Below are 19,824 nucleotides of genomic sequence, written 5' to 3'. Positions count from 1 at the left end.
GCGCAGGCCAGGTGAAACCCGGCCACTCTGTCATTTTTGGCGGGCTTCGCCCGCCCTACCCTTAGAGCCCTTCGAAGGATTCTCACATGTTCGACTACACCGCCCGCCCAGACCTGCTCAAGGATCGCGTCATCCTGATCACCGGTGCCGGCCGCGGTATCGGCGCCGCAGCCGCCAAGAGCTTTGCCGCCCATGGCGCCACTGTGCTGCTGCTGGGCAAGACCGAAGCCAACCTGAGCCAGGTTTACGACGAGATCGAAGCGGCCGGCCACCCGCAACCAGTGGTAATTCCTTTCAATCTGGAAACTGCCCTGCCGCATCAGTACGACGAACTGTCGGTGATGATCGAGAACGAATTCGGCCGCCTCGACGGCCTGTTGCACAACGCCTCGATCCTCGGGCCGCGCACGCCACTGGAGCAGCTCTCCGGCGACAATTTCATGCGCGTGATGCACGTCAACGTCAACGCCATGTTCATGCTCAGCAGCACCCTGCTGCCACTGCTCAAACTGTCGGAGGATGCCTCCGTCGCCTTCACCTCCAGCAGCGTCGGACGCAAGGGTCGCGCGTATTGGGGGGCCTACGCAGTATCGAAATTCGCCACCGAAGGCCTGATGCAGGTCATGGCTGACGAGCTGGACGGCATCGCCAACGTGCGCGCCAACAGCATCAACCCCGGCGCGACCCGCACAGCCATGCGCGCCCAGGCCTATCCAGGGGAGAACCCGGCGACCCGTCCGCTGCCGGAAGAGATCATGCCGCTCTACCTCTACCTGATGGGCCCGGACAGCAAAGGCGTCAACAGCCAGGCATTCGACGCTCAGTGATTACCTACCATGGCTCACTGCCTATCAGTGGGCCATGGCACGACAAAAATCCGCCGCTATCACTGCCAGGCGGCAGCACATTGCCAGTACCACCGTCAGGCAACCGGCAACCCCTTGCCGGGCAGCGCTCTGAAAAATAGCTAAGTGACTGAGTTCACAAGACTTTAATCCCGAAAGAACCACCTGGCACGAAATTCGCTCTAACCCTCTCGCCGCACCATCGTGCCAGAGGTTCAGCTCCATGGTTCCCCCCAGCCACTCCAACACCATCGATTTCGATGCCGCTAAGCTGCAGCGTCTCGGCTTTACCGGCAGTCGCAACCTGCCGCTCAAGCCCGCCAGCCTGGTAGAGCTGCGCCACCAATTGAGCCTGCAACTGCAGACCAGCCTGGACGCGGAACGAATCCTCATTCTGTTCTTCCGCGAAGTACAGCGCCTGGTGCCGCTCGATGCATTGGCTTTCCAGCATCCGTCGCACGACCTGCGCCTCGAGCTGGGCGAGCGCGCGCCTCACTCGGCAGGTTATCGCCTGAGTCATGAGGGGGAATACCTGGGCGAGCTGATTTTCCGCCGCAAGCAACGTTTCTCCGAAGAGGAGCTGATTCAGCTGGAGTCGTTGCTGGCCAGCCTATTGTTCCCACTGCGCAATGCCCTGCTCTACCGCACTGCGCTGCAAAGTGCGCTGCGCGACCCACTGACCGACACTGGCAACCGCATCGCCATGGACCAGGTGCTGCAGCGCGAGGTGGATCTGGCCCGCCGCAACCTGCAACCCTTGTCACTGCTGATGCTCGATATCGACCATTTCAAGAGCATCAATGACAACCACGGCCATGCGCTTGGCGATGAAGTGCTGAAAGCAGTCGCCCAGACCCTGAAGAACCAGCTGCGCAACATCGACATGGTATTTCGCTACGGCGGCGAGGAGTTTCTGGTGATTCTCTCCGGTACCAACCGCGAAGGTGCTGCGCTGGTGGGCGAGCGCCTGCGCTTTGCGGTGATGGAGCTGCAATGCCTGGATGCCGGCCGCCACATCGACGTATCCATCAGCCTGGGCTGCTCCAGCCTGCTGCCGGGTGAGTCAGGCGAAAGCCTGCTGCGCCGTGCTGACAACGCGTTGTTCGTGGCTAAGCGCGAAGGCCGCAACCGCCTGTCCATGGCCGGTTGAGAGATTGCCCGCCTAATTCGGGAATGCTCTGAATACAATGGTTCACGCTGCCTTCCGGACAGCAGAATGAAAAAGGGACTCCGCAGAGTCCCTTTCTCATTTATCAGCGCTTGCGGCCGAAGCCGGGACGCTGACCATCGCCGGCGGGCGGACGCTTGCCGGGTGTTGCCGGACGCGGCTTGCGCGCCGGACGCTCGGACAACTCGACGGCCGGACGCGGCTGACGCTTCTTCACATCGCTCGGACGCTCCGCCACCGGAGTGCCACGGCCATTCTCGCGGCGCTCACCACCCTCTTTACGCGGGCCGCGCGGTGTACGTTGCTCAGCCTCGTCACGGCGCGGTGCACGGCTCGGGCGAGCATTGTCAGCACCGGCCTCGTCCTTCGCCGGACGCAACACGCGCTTACCACGTACCTCGACCGGTTTGGCCGATTTTCGCTGCAGGCGGTCGAGCTTCTCGCGCGTCTTTTCCTTCATCGCCGGCAGAGCCTGCGGGGTCAGGCCAACTTCGGCGCTGAGAATGTCCACTTCACGCTGCTCCATTTCGCGCCAGCGGCCCATGGTCAGCTCGGACGTCAGGAACACCGGGCCGAAACGCACACGCTTCAGACGGCTCACCACCAGACCCTGGGATTCCCACAGGCGACGCACCTCACGGTTACGCCCTTCCATCACCACGCAGTGATACCAGTGGTTGAAGCCTTCGCCGCCTGGCGCTTCCTTGATGTCGGTGAACTTGGCCGGACCATCCTCGAGCATCACGCCATTCTTGAGGTTCTCCAGCATTTCCTCGGTGACTTCACCACGCACGCGCACCGCATATTCGCGGTCCATCTGATAGGAGGGGTGCATCAGGCGGTTGGCCAGCTCACCATCGGTGGTGAACAGCAACAGACCGGTGGTGTTGATGTCGAGGCGACCGATGTTGATCCAGCGCCCCTCTTTGGGACGCGGCAGGCGGTCGAAAACGGTTGGGCGACCTTCCGGGTCGTCACGGGTGCAGATCTCGCCGTCCGGCTTGTTGTAGATCAGCACGCGGCGTACCGAGCCGGTGATTTCTTCGCGCTTGAGCAAGCGGCCATCGAGGGCGATAGCGTCGTTGGCATCGACGCGCTGGCCCAGGGTCGCAGCAGCGCCATTGACCTTGACCCGACCTTCGGCGATCCAGGTCTCGATTTCGCGACGCGAAGCCAGCCCGAGGCGGGCCAGGACTTTCTGCAGTTTCTCGCCTGCAGGACGCGGTTGTTCGTGCTCAGTCATCGTGGGCACCTCCCGGTGTAGTAGTTGATGATCGAAGGGCGCGCATCATACGCACTACGGAGCCCTTAGGGTAGACGAGGCTCAACCAAACGACAGCGAAAAGCGCTGAAGCAGCGCCCGGCACGCTCAGAACTTGCGCCGCCCGGTCGCCTCCAGCGCCAGCAGACGCATATCGGCTTCGGCCAGCAAGGCCAGGCGCTCGCCCTTGTCCAGGCGCTTCCAGCCCTTGATTTCCTGGCGGCTACGGCCGCAGCCGAGGCAGATGTCCTTTTCGAATTCACAGACCTTGATGCACGGGCTCTTGCTCATGGGCGCTCCTGGGCCGAGAAGGATCGGATGGGCGCCAGAATAAAGGCCGAGCACACAACAGCGAGATTGAAGTATTCGATTGCTCGCTTACACGCACTCAATGCAACGGCTGATCGCCGTCAAGGTCAGCCAGATCGTCTTCGACCGTTTCATTCGACTCGCCTGCCTCGTCGTCGTCGGCCAGGCGCAGGTCATCGAAATCGGTCTTGAGCCCTTGCTCCATGGTATCCAGCTCGGCCAGCAGGCTACGGAAGCTGGTTTCCTCGCGGTGCTCGGCGGCTTCGCCGTCTTCCTGCAAGGCCAGATCGGCGCGTGCCTGCAACCCGGCCGGCACCTCGGCGTCGTCATCCAGCGCCAGTTCAGGCTCGGGCTCCAGCTCGCGCAGAGCGACGAGCGGCGGCAGCTCGTCGAGGCTTTTCAGGTTGAAGTGATCGAGAAAGCCCTTGGTGGTGGCGAACATCGCCGGGCGCCCCGGCACATCGCGATAGCCCACCACGCGAATCCACTCGCGCTCGAGCAGGGTCTTGGTGATGTTGCTGTTGACCGCCACGCCGCGCACGTCTTCGATCTCGCCACGGGTGATGGGCTGGCGGTAGGCGATCAGCGCCAGGGTTTCCAGCAGCGCACGGGAGTAACGCTGCGGACGCTCTTCCCAAAGCCTGCCAACCCAGGGGGCGAAGCGCTCACGCACCTGCAGGCGATAGCCCGAGGCCACCTCCTTCAACTCGAAGGCGCGCCCCTCACAGGACAGACGCAGGACCTCCAGCGCCGCCTTGAACTGCTCAGGCTCGGGCCGCTCACCCTCTTCGAAGAGTTCGAAAAGGCGTTCGAGCGACTGCGCCTTGCCCGAAGCCAGCAGAAAGGCTTCGAGCAATTGGGCTAGGTCTTTGGGGTCGTTGAGGTTCATTCGGAACGGGCTCGGACGTGGATAACGGCGAAAGGCTCATTCTGCACCAGCTCGACCAGGGATTCCTTGATCAATTCGAGCACCGCCATGAAGGTCACCACCACGCCTAGCCGCCCCTCCTCGGCAGCGAACAGCTCGACGAACGGCACGAAAACCCCGCCCTTGAGGTGCTCCAGCACCTCACTCATACGCTCGCGGGTCGACAGGGCCTCACGGGTAACCTGGTGGCTTTCGAACATGTCGGCGCGGCGCAGCACCTCGGCCATCGACAGCAGCACCTCTTCCAGGCTGACATCCGGCAACAGCTTGCGCGCCCTGGCTTCGGGAGCATCCAGTTTCGGCACGGTCACGTCGCGGCCGACACGCGGCAGTTCGTCGATACCTTCGGCAGCGGCCTTGAAGCGCTCGTATTCCTGCAGGCGGCGAATCAGCTCGGTACGCGGGTCGTCCTCTTCTTCCTCGGCCTCGGTGGAGCGCGGCAGCAGCATGCGCGACTTGATCTCGGCCAGCATGGCGGCCATCACCAGGTATTCGGCAGCCAGCTCCAGACGCACCGAGTGCATGAGCTCAACGTAGCCCATGTACTGCTTGGTGATCTCGGCCACCGGGATGTCGAGGATGTCGATGTTCTGTTTGCGGATCAGATAGAGCAGCAGGTCCAGCGGCCCCTCGAAGGCCTCGAGGAAGACTTCCAGGGCATCCGGGGGAATGTATAGATCCACTGGCAGCTCGGTGACCGCCTCGCCATACACCAGGGCGAACGGCAGCTCCTGCTGGGCACCGGCCTGACTGTCGGGGGTTGGCGTGGCGGGCTCACTCATCGACGGGCGCTCCTTCAACGGTAATTCAGGCCCATGGCCATGCGCACTTCGGCCAGGGTTTCACGCGCCTCGTCACGCGCGCGCTCGGCGCCTTCGGCGAGAATGCTGCGCACCAGGTCCGGGCTTTCCTCGTAGTCGATGGCGCGCTGCTGCAGCGGCGCAAGCTCGGCCTGCAGAGACGAGCACAGCGCGCTCTTGCAGTCGAGGCAGCCAATCGAGGCGCTACGACAACCCTCGATCACCCAATGCAATTGCTCGTCGCTGGAATACAGCTGATGCAGCGACCAGACCGGGCAACGCTGCGGCTCACCTGGATCGTCACGGTGTACACGGGCCGGATCGGTGGGCATGCGCCGCAGTTTTTCCTCGAGTTCAGCATCGCTATCGCGCAGGAATATTGCGTTGCCGCTGGACTTGGCCATCTTCTGTCCGTCCAGGCCAGGCACCCGCGAAAACTCGGCAAGAATCGGCTGCGGCTCACTCAGAATCACCTTGCCGCCACCTTCGAGATAGCCGTACAGGCGCTCCTGGTCGCCGAGAGTGATGCTGGTCTGTTCCTTGAGCAAGGCCCGCGCCGTCTCCAGGGCCTGTGCATCACCCTGCTCCTGATAAGCCTTGCGCAGGTTGCTGTAGAGCTTACCGAGCTTCTTGCCCAGCTTGCCGATGGCAGCTTCAGCCTTGCGCTCGAAATCCGGCTCGCTGCCGTACAGGTGGTTGAAGCGGCGCGCCACTTCACGGGCAAATTCGATATGGGGGAGCTGATCGGCGCCGACCGGCACCTGCCCGGCGCGGTACAGCAGGATGTCCGCGGCCTGCAGCAGCGGGTAGCCGAGAAAACCGTAGGTGGAGAGGTCTTTACCGCTCTGGTGCTCCTGCTGCTCCTTGTAGGACGGTACGCGCTCCAGCCAGCTGAGCGGGCAGATCATCGACAGCAACACGTGGAGCTCGGCATGCTCCGGCACCTGTGACTGTACGAACAGCGTTGCAGAGCTGGGGCTTACGCCTGCAGCCAGCCAATCCACTGCCATATCCATGACGTGCTGGGAAAGCTGGCCGGTATCGGCGTATTCGGTGGTCAGGGCATGCCAGTCGACGATACAGAAGAAGCAGTCGTACTCGTGCTGCAACTTGACCCAGTTCTTCAACACACCGTGGTAGTGCCCGAGGTGCAGGCGACCACTCGGACGCATCCCTGACAACACCCGACGCTCAGAGTCGTTAAGGCTCAAACCGTTCTATCCATAATCCAGACAAGACCACGGAGTATAGGGTAGCTGCGCTCACAACGGAAAAGGCGGTGTCAGGGATGTTTTGAAAAAGCGCTTGATCGTCACTCCGGCGAAGCCGGAAGCCCAGATCATTCAAAAACGCTGGATGCCCGCCGGCGCGGGCATGACGGATTTTTCCGGCCTCGCCTCAGAGGTCGTTGAACGGCGTCGGGTCGCCGCAACCGACGCGCACGACCTCGGGGCTGTCGTCGGCCAGATTGACCACGGTAGAGGCCTCCAGACCGCCAAAACCGCCATCGATGATCAAGTCCACATGATGCTCGAGGATCTGGCGCATCTCGTAGGGATCGGACATCGGCAGCTCATCGCCCGGCATGATCAGGCTGACGCTCATCAACGGCTCGCCCAATTGCTCCAGCAGCGCCAGGGCGATCGGGTGGCTGGGTACGCGGATGCCGATGGTGCGACGTTTGGGGTGCAGCAACATCCGCGGTACTTCGCGGGTGGCGTTGAGGATGAAGGTATAAGGGCCCGGGGTGTGATTCTTCAGCAGGCGGAAAGCGGAGGTGTCGACCTTGGCGAACAGGCCGATCTGCGAGAGGTCGCGGCAAACCAGGGTGAAGTTGTGCTTGTCGTCGAGTTGACGCAGGCGGCGAATGCGCTCTACCGCATTCTTGTCACCGATCATGCAGCCCAGCGCATAGGAGGAGTCGGTCGGATAGACCACCACGCCGCCGCCACGAATGATTTCCACGGCTTGCTTTATCAGGCGTGCCTGTGGGTTTTCCGGGTGAACCTGGAAAAATTGACTCACACTTGCTCCCAGCTCATGAAGTGACAGCGGATGGCTGTGCATGTTCGAAGCGCTCCCAGAGCGCAGTTAGGTCATCAGGCAATGGGCGATACATACCCAACTCGGACCAGTCGCCGGGCGCATGGAAATCGCTGCCGACACTGGCCATCAAGCCAAACTCGCGCGCCAGAATCGCCAAACCGCCGACTTGCTCGGCCGGCTGCATGCCATTGACCACTTCCAGGGCATGACCGCCAGCCGCCGCGAAATCGGCCACCAAACGTCGACGCTTACTGCGAGTAAAGTCGTACTGCCACGGATGCGCCAGGCTGATCCAGGCCCGGGCCGAACGCAAAGTGGCGACGGTTTCTTCCAGCATAGGCCAATGTTGCTTGACGTCACCCAACTTACCCGAGCCCAGCCACTTGCGAAACGCCTCGGCGCGATCGCGCACATGGCCGGCGCGCACAAGAAATTCAGCGAAATGTGGACGCGCCGGCGCGTTGCCACTGTCGCCCAATTCCTGTTGGACAGCACGTGCGCCCTCAAGTGCGCCCGGCATGCCTTTAGCCGAGAGGCGTCGGTCGATTTCCTCGGCACGCTGCCAGCGCCCGTGATGCAGGGCGTCTATGGCAGCGCACAGCGCTGGCGCCTCGCGCTCGAAGGCATAGCCCAATACGTGGATGGTCGCCCCACCCCAGGTGCAGGACAACTCGATGCCGTTGACCAGCTTCATACCCAACGGTTCGGCAGCACGACGCGCCTCATCGAGACCTTCCAGGGTGTCATGATCGGTCAACGCCAGTAGCCGCACGCCCCGTTCATGCGCTCGGGCCACCAGTACGGCGGGAGCCAGGGCGCCATCGGAGGCGGTGCTGTGGCAGTGCAAATCGACAATCATGGCGGCGCTTTCGTTGAGATTGATGTTTGTTATTATGCCCCACATCCGCCGCAAGCAGGCTTTTGCCGTGTGGCGCAAATGCTTCATCCCTCCCCGCTTCGACCCCAAATAAGGATTGAGATGCTCTACGCCATCATCGCCACCGACGTCGAAAACTCCCTGGAAAATCGCCTGGCCACCCGTCCCGCTCATCTCGCTCGCTTGGAACAGTTGAAGCAGGAAGGCCGCCTGCTGCTGGCCGGCCCGCATCCGGCCGTCGACAGCAACGATCCGGGCCCAGCAGGGTTCAGTGGCAGCCTGGTGGTTGCCGAGTTCGACTCCCTCGAAGCTGCGCAGAAATGGGCCGACGCCGACCCATATCGAACCGCCGGAGTGTATGCCAACGTTCTGGTCAAACCCTTCAAGAAAGTACTGCCCTGAAAGAGTTCTACCAACGCTGCTCTCGCACACAAGGAATCGCGATGCGCTCGATCCCGCTGTCCCTGCTGGTCACCGTGATACTGACTTGTGCTTCGGTACAGGCAGAAGAACAACCCTCTGAGCCATCTACCCCTGCAGCGTCGCTCGACACCCAGGCGCTGGAGCAGCGCCTGGCGCAAAGTGAGCAATTGCGCAACGAGCAGGAAGCGAGCAGCGCCGTGCAACTGCAACGCCTGCGCCAGGAAAACCAGCGCCTGCGCATGCAACTAAAGGAAAGCCAGGCTCAGGCTCAACCTCGCCTGCTCAGCGAAGAACAGACCTGGTTCGCCGTTGGCGCTGCCCTGAGCCTGATCTCGATGGTATTCGGCGCACTGTTGCGCGGCTCTCGCAAGACCCGTCGTGAGTGGATCAACTAACCCATGAACCGACTGCTGCTGATCGATGATGATCAGGAACTCTGCGAGCTGCTGACCCGCTGGCTGATCCAGGAAGGCTTTCAGGTCACGGCTTGCCACGATGCCGGCGGCGCTCGCCAGGCCCTCGTCACGCACGCGCCTGAGGCCGTGGTGCTGGATGTCATGCTGCCGGACGGCAGCGGCCTGGAGCTGCTCAAGCAATTGCGTGGCGAGCATCCGGAACTGCCAGTGCTGATGCTCTCGGCCAGGGGCGAACCACTGGATCGAATCCTTGGTCTGGAGCTAGGCGCCGATGACTACCTAGCCAAGCCTTGTGACCCTCGCGAGCTGACCGCACGCCTGCGCGCGGTGCTGCGCCGCACCGTGCCCGCACCGGCAAGCAGCCAGTTGGAGCTGGGAGACCTCCGCTTCAGCCCCAATCGTGGGGTGGTCAGCATTGGCGAGCATGACGTTCCTCTGACGCTTTCCGAAAGCCGCCTGCTGGAGGCCCTGCTGCAGCAGCCGGGCGAGCCAGTGGACAAACAGGCCCTGGCGCAACTCGCCCTGGGCCGCAAATTGACGCTGTATGACCGTAGCCTGGACATGCACGTCAGCAACCTGCGCAAGAAGCTCGGCCCGCACCCGGATGGCCGCCCACGTATTCTTGCCTTGCGCAGTCGCGGTTATTACTACGCGCAGTGACTGCCTGGCGCAGCGTAAATAACCCGCAACATCGCCTTTACCCAAGCTTTACCCACACCTGACTGCCCTTGACCTTGACCGCCGCATACTGAGCCCATCCGGTCGTTACCGGTTTCGAGACAAGGAGAATCACCATGCGCAAGACCCTCACCGCCCTGCTGCTCGCTGCCACCCTGCCGACCCTGGCTTTCGCCATGCCCATGCAAGACGGTGGCCCTCGCCACCACGACCGCGGCCCCGGCATGTTCAAGGAGCTGAACCTGAGCAAGGAACAGCGCCAGGAATTTCGCAAACTGATGGGCGATCAGATGAAAACCCATCGCGACATCACCAAGCGCTACCTGGACAAGCTGCCGGAAGCCGAAAAGCAGGCCATGAAGAAGGAACTGGACAAGGCTCGCGCCGACCAGCACAAGGCCCTGCGTGACCTGCTCAACCCCGAGCAGCAGAAGGCCTTCGACGAGCACCAGAAAAAAATGGAAGCCCGTCGCGCCGAGATGGCCGAATTCAAGGCCTGGAAGGCTGAGAAGGACAGCAAGAGCAACTGATCGACGCCCCTAAACCCGCCGCCGCGCTCCCAGAGCCCGGCGGCTTTTGCATGAGGAATTACCGTGCGTTCACTGTTCTGGCGCATTCTGGCGACCTTCTGGTTGGGCATCGCACTGGTCGCCGGCCTGTCGCTGCTGCTGGGTCGCGCCCTCAATCAGGACGCCTGGATTCTAAGCCTGCACCCAGGCCTGGATGACCTCGACAGCAAATGGGTCAAGCGCTACGAACAGCAGGGGCCAGCAGCCGCACAGGACTTTCTCGAACAGCGCAAACGCGAATACCGCATAGACACGCAAGTGCTTGGCGAGAACGGCCAGCAACTGGTCAAAGGCACTTTTCCGTCCCGTGCCGCAGCCTTCGAGGCGCGTCATGGCGACGACCGTCGCTTGCCCTGGCGGCGTCTGACCGCCGAATACACCAGCCCGGAAAGCGGCGAAAGCTACCTGTTCATCTACCGAATTCCACACCCGGAACTGGCAGCCTGGCACCGTGGCAGCCTGTTCTGGCCGCTTAGCGCCATCGCTATTGCCCTGGTGGTGCTGACGCTGTTCAGCCTGATGCTGACGCTGTCGATCACCCGCCCACTGGACCGCTTGCGCGGCGCCGTGCATGACCTCGGTCAGACCGCCTATCAGCAGAACAGCCTGGCTCGTCTGGCCACCCGCCGGGACGAGTTGGGCCTGCTGGCCAAGGACTTCAACCGCATGGGCGAGCGACTGCAGGGCTTGATCGGCAGCCAGCGCCAGTTACTGCGCGATGTTTCCCACGAATTGCGCTCGCCCCTAGCGCGACTGCGCATCGCCCTGGCCCTGGCAGAGCGCGCCGATGCTGCAGAACGAGAAAGGCTGTGGCCACGCCTGAGTCAGGAGTGTGACCGGCTGGAAGCGCTGATCAGCGAAATTCTTGCCTTGGCGCGCCTGGATGCAGACCCGGGCGATGCCCACCCCGTCGAGCTGGCCGCCCTGCTCGGCAAACTGCAGGAAGACGCTCGCCTGACCGCCCCACAGCAACAGTTGCAGATCGATCTCGACCCCGCGGCACGCCTGGAAGGCTGGCCAGATATGCTGGAACGCGCGCTGGACAACCTGCTACGCAATGCCTTGCGCTTCAGCCCGCCGGATCAGCCTGTCGTCATCAGCATGCAGCGCCAGGGTGCAAGCGTCACGCTGAGCGTACGCGACCATGGCCCTGGCGTGGCCAGCGAGCACCTGCAGCAGTTGGGCAAACCTTTCTTTCGTGCACCCGGTCAGAGCAGCACCGGCCACGGCCTCGGGCTGGCCATCGCACGCCGGGCCGCGCAGCGCCATGGCGGCGAGCTGCTGCTGGCCAACCATCCAGAAGGCGGCTTCGTTGCCGCGCTCAGCCTGCCAGCCAGGCAGCAGGCAGACTGAAGGGCGTGTCGATCAGCCCTGCCAGGCGCTGACGAAATCCTCGACGACCACTTCCGGGGCGCGGCGCAGCTCACGCTCCGGTGTGCCGAGGTAGAGATAGGCGATGATCTGTTCGTCCGCCGCCAGGCCCAGACCTTTGCCCACGTGGGCGTTGTAGGCCATGTCGCCGGTGCGCCACACCGCGCCGATACCCTGAGCATGAGCCGCCAGCAGCATGCCGTGAGCAGCACAGCCAGCCGCGATCACCTGCTCGGAGGCCGGCACCTTGGGATGAGCCTGCACGCGAGCGATCACCACCACCAGCAATGGCGCGCGCAGCGGCATGCCACGCGCTTTGTTCAGCGCCTCCGGCGCGGCCTGCGCATCGGCGACCTGCAGGGCTTCGGCGAACAGTTCGCCCATGCGTTCACGCGCCGCCCCTTCGATCGTCAGAAAACGCCAGGGACGCAGTTGGCCATGATCCGGGGCGCGCAGGGCGGCACGAAACATCAGGTCACGCTGCGCGGCATCCGGGGCTGGTTCGACCAAACGAGGAACAGAAACACGGTTGAGCAGAGCGTCTAGAGCTTCCATCGGCCACCTCCAAAAACAAAGATGGCGCATTCTCAATGCTGCAAGCTGCAAGCTGCAAGCTGCAAGCTCAGCGGTATGCAAGAGTCTTGTAGGAGCCGCGCCTCGCGGCGAATCGCAAACACACCGTAAAGCAAAAGGCTTCGCCCCGGGGCGGGGCTCCTAAGCAAACGCCGCAGCCACCGCATCGCCTTGTAGGAGCGGCGCCCCGCCGCGAATCGAGAGAACGCTGCAATGGCAAAGCTTCGCCCCGAGACACCCTCCACATACGCGCTTCGGCTGTCCAGACGATGCCCTGCTTTACCTGCGTTTTGAGCTGCCGTCAGGCGACGCGGTCAGGCGATATCACCGGCTGCACCGGCGGGGTGAGCGGTGGCAGACCGTAAGCCTTGCGCGCATCGTCGCAACGAGGGTTGTGCTCACCGTTCGCCCATGACGCTTCGAACTCGCGGCAGCTACTCGAACGCTGTTCATACATGGTGCAACGCACCCCACAACCGACATCGCCCAACAGTTGCGTGCAACGTGCCGGTTTGCTCTCCGTGCCACGCATGGCGACGTAGTGAGGGCTGATCTGGATAACCTGCTCATCCGGCACGCTACCGCCCGCGGATTGGCACTCGCCCCAGAAGAAGGACACACGAAAAAACGCGCAGCAGGCGCCGCACGTGAGGCAAGGATTAGCTTCGGACATTTCGGGAGGACTCGGAAACCGACGGACGTCGGCAACTGGCGGCTATTCTATGCTTGGCGATGCGCTTGTAAAGCCCCTTGGTGCAGCGGTTTACAGCCGCCCGTCCACGGGTAGAATGGCGCACTTTTACAACCCGCCAGAGCCCCCTAAATGGCCTTGCCGACGCTACGTACCATCGGTTTCATCATCGGCATATTCCTGATTACCCTGGCGATCAGCATGGCCATTCCGATGCTGACGCTGCTGATCTTCGAGCACCCGGAAGATCTCAACGCTTTCCTCTGGTCCAGCCTGATCACCCTGATCGCGGGCCTCGCTCTGGTGGCTCCCGGTCGACCGCAAAACGCTCAGCTGCGCCCGCGAGACATGTACCTGCTAACCACCGGTAGCTGGACCGTGGTGTGCGCCTTCGCCGCGCTGCCGTTGATGCTGATTGCACATATCAGTTATACCGACGCCATCTTCGAAACCATGTCCGGCATCACCACCACCGGCTCCACCGTACTGGTTGGCCTGGACAGCATGTCACCCGGCATCCTGATCTGGCGCTCGATGCTGCATTGGCTCGGCGGGATCGGCTTCATCGGCATGGCCGTGGCGATTCTGCCGCTGCTGCGCGTCGGTGGCATGCGCCTGTTCCAGACCGAATCCTCGGACTGGGGCGAGAAGGTAATGCCACGCTCGCACATGGCGGCGAAGTACCTGTTGGTGATCTATCTGGCCCTCACCCTGCTGGGTTTCCTGGCCTTCTGGGCGGCAGGCATGAGCCCTTTCGACGCCATCAACCACTCCATGGCAGCGATCTCCACCGGCGGATTCTCCACCTCGGACGTGTCCCTGGCGCACTGGCCAGAACCGGCCGTGCATTGGACAGCGGTGGTCCTGATGCTGCTCGGCGGCATGCCGTTCATGCTTTACGTCGCCTTTATTCGTGGCAATCGCAACGCCCTGTTCAAAGACCATCAGGTTCGCGGCTTCATCGGTTTTCTGCTGCTGACCTGGCTGGTCTTCGGCACCTGGTTGTGGATCAACTCAGACTACGCCTGGCTCGACGCCTTTCGCATCGTGGCGGTGAACGTCACCTCGGTGGTCACCACCACCGGCTTCGCCCTGGGCGACTACACCACCTGGGGCAGCTTCGCCGTGCTGCTGTTCTTCTACCTGACCTTCGTCGGCGGCTGCTCGGGCTCCACCGCAGGCGGCCTGAAGATCTTCCGCTTCCAGGTCGCCTACGTGCTGCTCAAGGCCAACCTGATGCAGCTGGTGCACCCCCGCGCGGTGATCAAACAGCAGTACAACAACCACAATCTCGATGAAGAGATCGTGCGCTCGATGATCACCTTCTCCTTCTTCTTCACCATCACCATCGGCGTGCTGGCCCTGGCCCTGACACTAACCGGGCTGGACTGGGTCACCGCACTAACCGGCGCCGCCACCGCCGTGTGCAACGTCGGCCCGGGCCTGGGTCCGATCATCGGCCCGGCAGGCAACTTCGCCAGCCTGCCGGACTCGGCCAAGTGGTTGCTCAGCGCCGGCATGCTGCTCGGCCGCCTGGAAATTCTGACCGTGCTGGTGCTGGTCACCCGCAGTTTCTGGAAACACTGACCGATGCCCATCGCCAGCCTGCGCATCCTCGCCTTCATCAACGGCATTTTCCTCATCACCCTGGCACTTAGCATGCTGGTGCCGGTGGTCACCCTGTTGATTTTCGAGCAGCCCCAGAAGATCAATGCCTTCCTCTGGTCGAGCCTGATCACCGCACTCGTCGGCATCGCCATGATCGCCCAGGGCAGACCCAAACAGACGCAACTGCGCCCACGCGACATGTACATGCTGACGGTGTCGAGCTGGGTGATGGTATCGATCTTCGCTGCGCTGCCATTCATGTTCGCCGAACGCGCAAGCATTACCGACGCGTACTTCGAGAGCATGTCCGGCATTACCGCCACCGGCGCCACCGTATTCAGCGGCCTCGACGACATGTCTCCAGGTACCCTGATCTGGCGTTCGCTGCTGCACTGGCTGGGCGGCATAGGCTTCATCGGCATGGCCGTGGCGATCTTGCCGATCCTGCGTATCGGTGGCATGCGCCTGTTCCAGACCGAGTCCTCGGACCGTTCGGAAAAGGTCATGCCGCGCTCGCACATGGTCGCCAAGTACATGGTGCTGGCCTACGTCGGCCTCAGCACCTTCGCCGTACTGGCCTTCTGGTTGGCAGGCATGGGCGTGTTCGATGCGATCAACCACGCCATGTCGGCGATCGCCACCGGTGGTTTCTCCACCTCGGACGCGTCGCTGGGTAAATGGCAGCAGCCTGCGGTTCACTGGGTCGCCATCGTGGTGATGGTGCTCGGCAGCCTGCCGTTCGTACTCTACGTCAGCACCCTGCGTGGCAACTACCGCGCACTGTTTCGCGACGCGCAGGTACGTGGATTCCTGCTGTTGCTGGTGGGCAGTTGGTTCGTGCTGGCTGGCTGGAAATGGCTCACCACCGACCTGTACTGGCTCGATGCGCTACGCCTGGTGGCGGTGAACATCACCTCGATCATGACCACCACCGGCTTTGCCGTGGGCGATTACCACCTGTGGGGCCCGTTCGCCAGCATGATGTTTTTCTACCTGGGTTTCGTCGGAGGCTGCTCCGGCTCCACCGCCGGCGGCCTGAAGATATTCCGCTTCCAGGTCGCCTACATCCTGCTCAAGGCCAACCTCAAGCAGCTCATTCACCCCCGGGCGGTGATCAAGCAGCATTACAACCGCCACCGCCTGGACGAAGACATCGTTCGCTCGATCCTGGCCTTCGCCTTCTTCTACACCATCACCATCGCCACGCTGGCCCTGGCAGTAGCGATGTGCGGCGTGGACTGGATCACCGCCCTGACCGGCGCGGCGGCTATGGTTTCCGGTGTAGGCCCGGGCATGGGTGAGATGGTCGGCCCAGCCGGCAACTACGCCACCATTCCCGATACGGCCAAGTGGCTACTGAGCCTGGGCATGCTGCTCGGGCGCCTGGAAATCCTCACGGTGCTGGTGCTGTTGTTCCCCGCCTTCTGGCGCCATTGAGTGGTTGATGGACCTTAATCGGCCAGTCCACGGCGACTGCGATACTCACCGGGCGTTTCTCCGAACCAGCGGCGAAACGCCCTGAAGAAGTTGCTCGGGTCGGCAAAGCCCAGCAGATAGGCGACCTCCAGCAGCGTCAGGTCGACCTGGCCAAGATACTGCTCGGCCAGCTCTCGGCGCGTGTCGTCGAGCAGTTGCTGATAGCTGGTGCCCTCCTCCTGCAGGCGTCGCTGCAAGGTGCGCTGCGACAGATGCAGCGCCTGCGCCACCACCTCACGGCGTGGCTCGCCCTGCGGCAACAGGCGGCACAGCACCTGGCGCGCCTGATGGGTGACACGGCTACTGCAGAAACGCGCCAGGTACTCGCCAGCAAAACGATCATGCAGTTGCGCCAGCGCCTCATTGGCACTGGGCAACGGCGCCTCCAGATCAGCACGTTCGAAGATCAGCCCATAGTGCTCGGCGTTGAACTTGAGCGGCGCCTGGAACACCTGCTGATAAGGCGCCAGATCAGCGGGTGCCGGGCCTTGCAGACGAATTTCACGCGGCCGGATCAACTTGCCGGTCATCCAGCGGCAGAACGCCAGGCAGTAGGCCATCGAAGCCTCCGCGCTCTGCCGCGCCGGCGGCAAACGGTCGCCATGAATGGCCAGGGTCAGCGCGTAGCCGTCGGGTTGCGGCAGGAAGTTCAGGTCCGCCCCTTCACCGATGATGCGCTGATAGCGCACCAGACGGGTGAAGCCATCGCGCAGATTGCGGCTGGACATCAGCGCATACCCCACCACATGGAAGGACGCCGGACGTACCACCTGCGCCATGTTCAGGCCGATCGCCGGGTTGCCCGACAGCGCCACGGCGCGCTGCCACAGGCGGGTCATGCCGTCCTGCGGAAAACGTGCATCCGGATCGTTCAGCGCGGCGTACTCCATGCCCAGCTCGGCGAACAGGCTGACGCAGTCGACGCCGCCCAGCTCCAGCGCCTGCACGATGGCCAATGCCCAGTTGGAGGAGGTGGTTCTTTCACTCATCGTCTTGTTCTTATGATCAATCAGCAAGGCCATGGTTGGCGGCGCAAGGATACTAGACTGGCACTTTAAGTCAGTGGCCGATGGAGACAGCCACCCTACACTCGACAGAGACAATAACAGGAGGTGCGCCATGACCGCCCAGACTACCGAGCGCTACCAGAGCTTCGCCGAGTTCTATCCCTACTACCTGCAGGAGCACAGCAACCCCGTGTGCCGCCGCCTGCATTACGTCGGCAGCCTGCTGGTGCTGACGATCCTCGCCTATGCCCTGCTTACCCAACAATGGCTGTGGCTGCTGGCCATGCCTCTGGCCGGTTACGGCTTCGCCTGGATCGGTCACTTCATCTTCGAGAAGAACCGCCCGGCGACCTTCGATTACCCGCTGTATAGCCTGATGGGCGACTGGGTGATGCTCAAGGATGCCTTTACCGGCCGTATCCGCTTCTAGCCCGCAGCCCCACGTGCCGCAGCAAGGTTGACCGTCATGCCCCAGAACAACAAGAACGAGAAATGCCATGAATAGCCGAGCCCGCTTCACCCATATGCAAGACGGCCAGGCAGAGGATTGGGCCATCATCGCCCAGGACTTCGCCGCCTACGCCACCGAACTGCCCGCCCGCATCCTCGCCCACCTGCGCCTGCTCGACGGCGATTTCGGTGGTTTTCCGGTCGACCGCCTGACCCACTCGCTGCAGACCGCCAGCCGCGCCCACCGCGACGGCCGTGACGAGGAGTACGTGATCTGCGCGCTGCTGCACGATATTGGCGATACGCTCGGCAGCTACAACCACCCAGACATTGCCGCGGCTATCCTCAAACCTTTCGTCAGTGCCGAGAACCACTGGATGGTGGAGAAACACGGCATCTTCCAGGGCTATTACTTCTTCCACCACCTGGGCATGGATCGCCACCTGCGCGAGCAATTCAAGGACCACCCGCAATACCAGGCGACCATCGATTTCTGTGCCAAGTACGACGCGGCTGCCTTCGACCCGGACTACGAAAGCTTGCCGCTAAGTTTCTTCGAACCCATGCTGCAGCGCGTGTTCGCCCGACCGAAGAATTCCATCTACCTGGCCGCCATGGACAGCACCAGCACCTGACCGCTGGCCTCTGCTGCGCCACCGTTCGACGGTCGTGCTTGGCTGGCCGCCGCCCCCTTGGTTATGATCGCCGCCCAGCGAGCCTCTGGCTCAGGTCTTGCCGACCAGCCAGGCGTCCAGTAGAGGCGCCAGAAATCCAGCAGGGACAGTTCCAGCAGATGAAGCCAGCAACCCCTAGCCGTGCCAACGGGCTGCCGACGCCGCCGTTGCGTGAATACTATTCGCGCGTGCTGGCCTATATCGCCACGGCTGCCAGTATTGCCGCCGGCACCTACGTGGGGCACTTCGGTTACGACATCCTGTGGATGGTGCCCTACGCCCTGCTCTATCCCCATCTGGCGCACAATCTCAGCCGCCGTTTCAAGCGCGACTATCCGCAGCAGACCGACCTGGCCCTGCTATTCGTCGACGCCCTGCACGCAGGCGCGTCCTGCGTGCTGCTGAGCTTCTCCGTCGTACCCAGCCTGATGTTCCTACTGATCCTGTGTTTCAGCGCACTGGTCATCGGTGGGCTGCGTTATCTTAGCCTGTCGCTGCTGGTGGCCAGCAGCGGCATGGCACTGTGCGCCGCGCTGGTGGGCGTTCATCCCAATACCGACACTCCAACGCTGGTGGCGCTGGTCAGCATCCTCTTCGCCACCCTGTACATCTGCATCACCGCTTATTTCGTCAACCAGCAAGGCCTGCGCCTGGCCCAGGTGCGCAGCGAGATCAAGCGTGAGCAGGAAAAGGCCGCACGCCTAGCGCGCAACCTGGCGAAATACCTGTCACCGCAGGTGTGGGAGTCGATCTTCACCGGCAAGAAAAGCGTGCGCCTGGAAACCCAGCGCAAGAAGCTCACGGTGTTTTTCTCCGACATCAAGGGCTTCACCGAACTGTCGGAAGAGCTGGAAGCCGAGGCGCTGACCGACCTGCTCAACACTTACCTCAATGAAATGTCGAAGATCACCCTGAAATACGGCGGCACCATCGACAAGTTCATCGGTGACTGCGTCATGGTGTTCTTCGGCGACCCCAGCAGCAATGGCGCCAAGAAGGATGCGGTCGCAGCGGTTTCCATGGCCATCGCCATGCGCAAGCACATGAAGGTGCTGCGCCAACAGTGGCGCGCCCAGGGCATCACCAAACCTCTGGAAATTCGCATGGGCCTCAATACCGGCTACTGCACGGTGGGCAACTTCGGCGCCGATACGCGCATGGATTACACCATCATCGGCCGCGACGTGAACCTCGCCAGCCGACTGGAGAGCGCCGCAGAATCCGGCGAGATCCTGATCTCCCACGAGACCTATTCGCTGGTCAAAGACGTGATCATGTGCCGCGACAAGGGCCAGATCACGGTCAAGGGCTTCACCCGCCCGGTACAGATCTACCAGGTGGTGGACTTCCGCCGCGACCTGGGCGCCACCTCCAGCTACGTCGAGCACGAACTGCCGGGCTTCTCCATGTACCTGGACACCAACGGTATTCAGAACTTCGACAAGGAACGGGTGATCCAGGCACTCAACCAGGCCGCCGAAAAGCTGCGCGACAAGGTCATTCTGTAAGGACACCGAGTTGTCGGACCGGAACGCCGGCCGCTCGTAGGGCGGACTCAGGAGCGAAGCGAACAGTCCGCCGTTTTCCGGTGCTCCACACATACGACGGCGTACTGCTTCCGAGCGGCCGGCGTCCCGGTACGCCTTACCGGCAA

At 62.6% G+C, this 19,824-nt stretch carries 22 protein-coding genes; 12 read left to right on the top strand and 10 right to left on the bottom strand.

Annotated elements, in window-relative coordinates:
• The first annotated feature begins 86 nt into the window (after positions 1–86).
• On the top strand, positions 87–827 hold the full coding sequence (locus ACNFCJ_RS08530; protein WP_416770813.1) for a YciK family oxidoreductase: 741 nt from the start codon (positions 87–89) through the stop codon (positions 825–827).
• A 241-nt stretch (positions 828–1,068) separates the two neighbouring features.
• The gene (locus tag ACNFCJ_RS08525; protein WP_416770811.1) at positions 1,069–1,995 is read left to right on the top strand and encodes a GGDEF domain-containing protein; all 927 of its coding nucleotides are present in this window, start codon (positions 1,069–1,071) and stop codon (positions 1,993–1,995) included.
• A gap of 103 nt (positions 1,996–2,098) precedes the next feature.
• Here ACNFCJ_RS08525 and rluB read toward each other — a convergent pair whose 3' ends face one another.
• The 7 genes from rluB to ACNFCJ_RS08490 form a co-directional block, all read right to left on the bottom strand.
• On the bottom strand, positions 2,099–3,256 hold the full coding sequence (gene rluB, locus ACNFCJ_RS08520) for a 23S rRNA pseudouridine(2605) synthase RluB (RefSeq protein WP_092374724.1): 1,158 nt from the start codon (positions 3,254–3,256) through the stop codon (positions 2,099–2,101).
• 126 nt (positions 3,257–3,382) lie between these two features.
• Complete coding sequence (locus ACNFCJ_RS08515) at positions 3,383–3,565, bottom strand: DUF1289 domain-containing protein (RefSeq protein WP_099525363.1); 183 nt, start codon at positions 3,563–3,565, stop codon at positions 3,383–3,385.
• Between the two features lie 97 nt (positions 3,566–3,662).
• Entirely contained in the window at positions 3,663–4,472 is an 810-nt protein-coding gene (gene scpB / locus ACNFCJ_RS08510; RefSeq protein ID WP_416770809.1) for an SMC-Scp complex subunit ScpB, read from the bottom strand.
• Entirely contained in the window at positions 4,469–5,167 is a 699-nt protein-coding gene (locus ACNFCJ_RS08505; RefSeq protein WP_416770880.1) for a segregation and condensation protein A, read from the bottom strand. The genes scpB and ACNFCJ_RS08505 overlap by 4 nt, the downstream gene beginning before the upstream one ends.
• A 140-nt stretch (positions 5,168–5,307) precedes the next feature.
• Positions 5,308–6,522 carry a tryptophan--tRNA ligase gene (locus tag ACNFCJ_RS08500; protein ID WP_416770808.1) on the bottom strand — a complete coding sequence of 405 codons (1,215 nt, stop codon included), beginning with the start codon at positions 6,520–6,522 and terminating at the stop codon, positions 5,308–5,310.
• 187 nt (positions 6,523–6,709) lie between these two features.
• Positions 6,710–7,336, bottom strand: a complete 627-nt coding sequence (locus ACNFCJ_RS08495; protein WP_143507254.1) for an L-threonylcarbamoyladenylate synthase — start codon at positions 7,334–7,336, stop codon at positions 6,710–6,712.
• 13 nt (positions 7,337–7,349) lie between these two features.
• Complete coding sequence (locus ACNFCJ_RS08490) at positions 7,350–8,216, bottom strand: PHP domain-containing protein (RefSeq protein ID WP_416770807.1); 867 nt, start codon at positions 8,214–8,216, stop codon at positions 7,350–7,352.
• 120 nt (positions 8,217–8,336) lie between these two features.
• Here ACNFCJ_RS08490 and ACNFCJ_RS08485 point away from each other — a divergent pair, with 120 nt between their 5' ends.
• The 5 genes from ACNFCJ_RS08485 (at position 8,337) to ACNFCJ_RS08465 (ending at position 11,673) form a co-directional block, all read left to right on the top strand.
• Positions 8,337–8,636 (top strand): YciI family protein, encoded by a 300-nt coding sequence (locus tag ACNFCJ_RS08485; RefSeq protein ID WP_074940120.1) that lies wholly within the window; start codon positions 8,337–8,339, stop codon positions 8,634–8,636.
• Positions 8,637–8,677: 41 nt separating this feature from the next.
• On the top strand, positions 8,678–9,052 hold the full coding sequence (locus ACNFCJ_RS08480) for a translation initiation factor 2 (IF-2, GTPase) (protein WP_416770806.1): 375 nt from the start codon (positions 8,678–8,680) through the stop codon (positions 9,050–9,052).
• 3 nt (positions 9,053–9,055) lie between these two features.
• A complete protein-coding gene (locus ACNFCJ_RS08475) occupies positions 9,056–9,733 on the top strand; it encodes a response regulator transcription factor (RefSeq protein ID WP_416770805.1) in 678 nt (225 codons plus the stop codon).
• A gap of 134 nt (positions 9,734–9,867) precedes the next feature.
• Complete coding sequence (locus tag ACNFCJ_RS08470) at positions 9,868–10,281, top strand: Spy/CpxP family protein refolding chaperone (RefSeq protein ID WP_179576283.1); 414 nt, start codon at positions 9,868–9,870, stop codon at positions 10,279–10,281.
• Positions 10,282–10,344: 63 nt separating this feature from the next.
• Positions 10,345–11,673, top strand: coding sequence for a sensor histidine kinase (locus tag ACNFCJ_RS08465; protein WP_416770804.1), 1,329 nt, complete (start codon positions 10,345–10,347; stop codon positions 11,671–11,673).
• 12 nt (positions 11,674–11,685) lie between these two features.
• Here ACNFCJ_RS08465 and ACNFCJ_RS08460 read toward each other — a convergent pair whose 3' ends face one another.
• Both ACNFCJ_RS08460 and ACNFCJ_RS08455 read right to left on the bottom strand, forming a co-directional pair.
• The gene (locus ACNFCJ_RS08460) at positions 11,686–12,246 is read right to left on the bottom strand and encodes a nitroreductase family protein (protein WP_099525353.1); all 561 of its coding nucleotides are present in this window, start codon (positions 12,244–12,246) and stop codon (positions 11,686–11,688) included.
• Between the two features lie 319 nt (positions 12,247–12,565).
• Entirely contained in the window at positions 12,566–12,937 is a 372-nt protein-coding gene (locus tag ACNFCJ_RS08455) for a YkgJ family cysteine cluster protein (protein WP_037002400.1), read from the bottom strand.
• Between the two features lie 150 nt (positions 12,938–13,087).
• Here ACNFCJ_RS08455 and ACNFCJ_RS08450 point away from each other — a divergent pair, with 150 nt between their 5' ends.
• Positions 13,088–14,542 (top strand): TrkH family potassium uptake protein, encoded by a 1,455-nt coding sequence (locus tag ACNFCJ_RS08450; protein WP_416770803.1) that lies wholly within the window; start codon positions 13,088–13,090, stop codon positions 14,540–14,542.
• A 3-nt stretch (positions 14,543–14,545) separates the two neighbouring features.
• Positions 14,546–16,000 (top strand): TrkH family potassium uptake protein, encoded by a 1,455-nt coding sequence (locus ACNFCJ_RS08445; protein ID WP_416770801.1) that lies wholly within the window; start codon positions 14,546–14,548, stop codon positions 15,998–16,000.
• A gap of 14 nt (positions 16,001–16,014) precedes the next feature.
• Here ACNFCJ_RS08445 and ACNFCJ_RS08440 read toward each other — a convergent pair whose 3' ends face one another.
• Entirely contained in the window at positions 16,015–17,028 is a 1,014-nt protein-coding gene (locus ACNFCJ_RS08440) for an AraC family transcriptional regulator (RefSeq protein WP_416770799.1), read from the bottom strand.
• Positions 17,029–17,158: 130 nt separating this feature from the next.
• Here ACNFCJ_RS08440 and ACNFCJ_RS08435 point away from each other — a divergent pair, with 130 nt between their 5' ends.
• The 3 genes from ACNFCJ_RS08435 (at position 17,159) to ACNFCJ_RS08425 (ending at position 19,678) form a co-directional block, all read left to right on the top strand.
• Positions 17,159–17,476: an Mpo1-like protein gene (locus ACNFCJ_RS08435; RefSeq protein WP_106733975.1), complete on the top strand. Its 318-nt coding sequence runs from the start codon at positions 17,159–17,161 to the stop codon at positions 17,474–17,476.
• A 67-nt stretch (positions 17,477–17,543) separates the two neighbouring features.
• Positions 17,544–18,131, top strand: a complete 588-nt coding sequence (locus ACNFCJ_RS08430; RefSeq protein ID WP_416770798.1) for an HD domain-containing protein — start codon at positions 17,544–17,546, stop codon at positions 18,129–18,131.
• 158 nt (positions 18,132–18,289) lie between these two features.
• Entirely contained in the window at positions 18,290–19,678 is a 1,389-nt protein-coding gene (locus ACNFCJ_RS08425; RefSeq protein WP_416770797.1) for an adenylate/guanylate cyclase domain-containing protein, read from the top strand.
• The last annotated feature ends 146 nt before the right edge of the window (positions 19,679–19,824 follow it).

Origin of the sequence: Pseudomonas sp. NY15364 (assembly GCF_048068235.1) — a bacterium.
GTDB lineage: Bacteria > Pseudomonadota > Gammaproteobacteria > Pseudomonadales > Pseudomonadaceae > Aquipseudomonas > Aquipseudomonas mendocina_D.
This window is presented reverse-complemented; position numbering and strand designations above follow the sequence as displayed.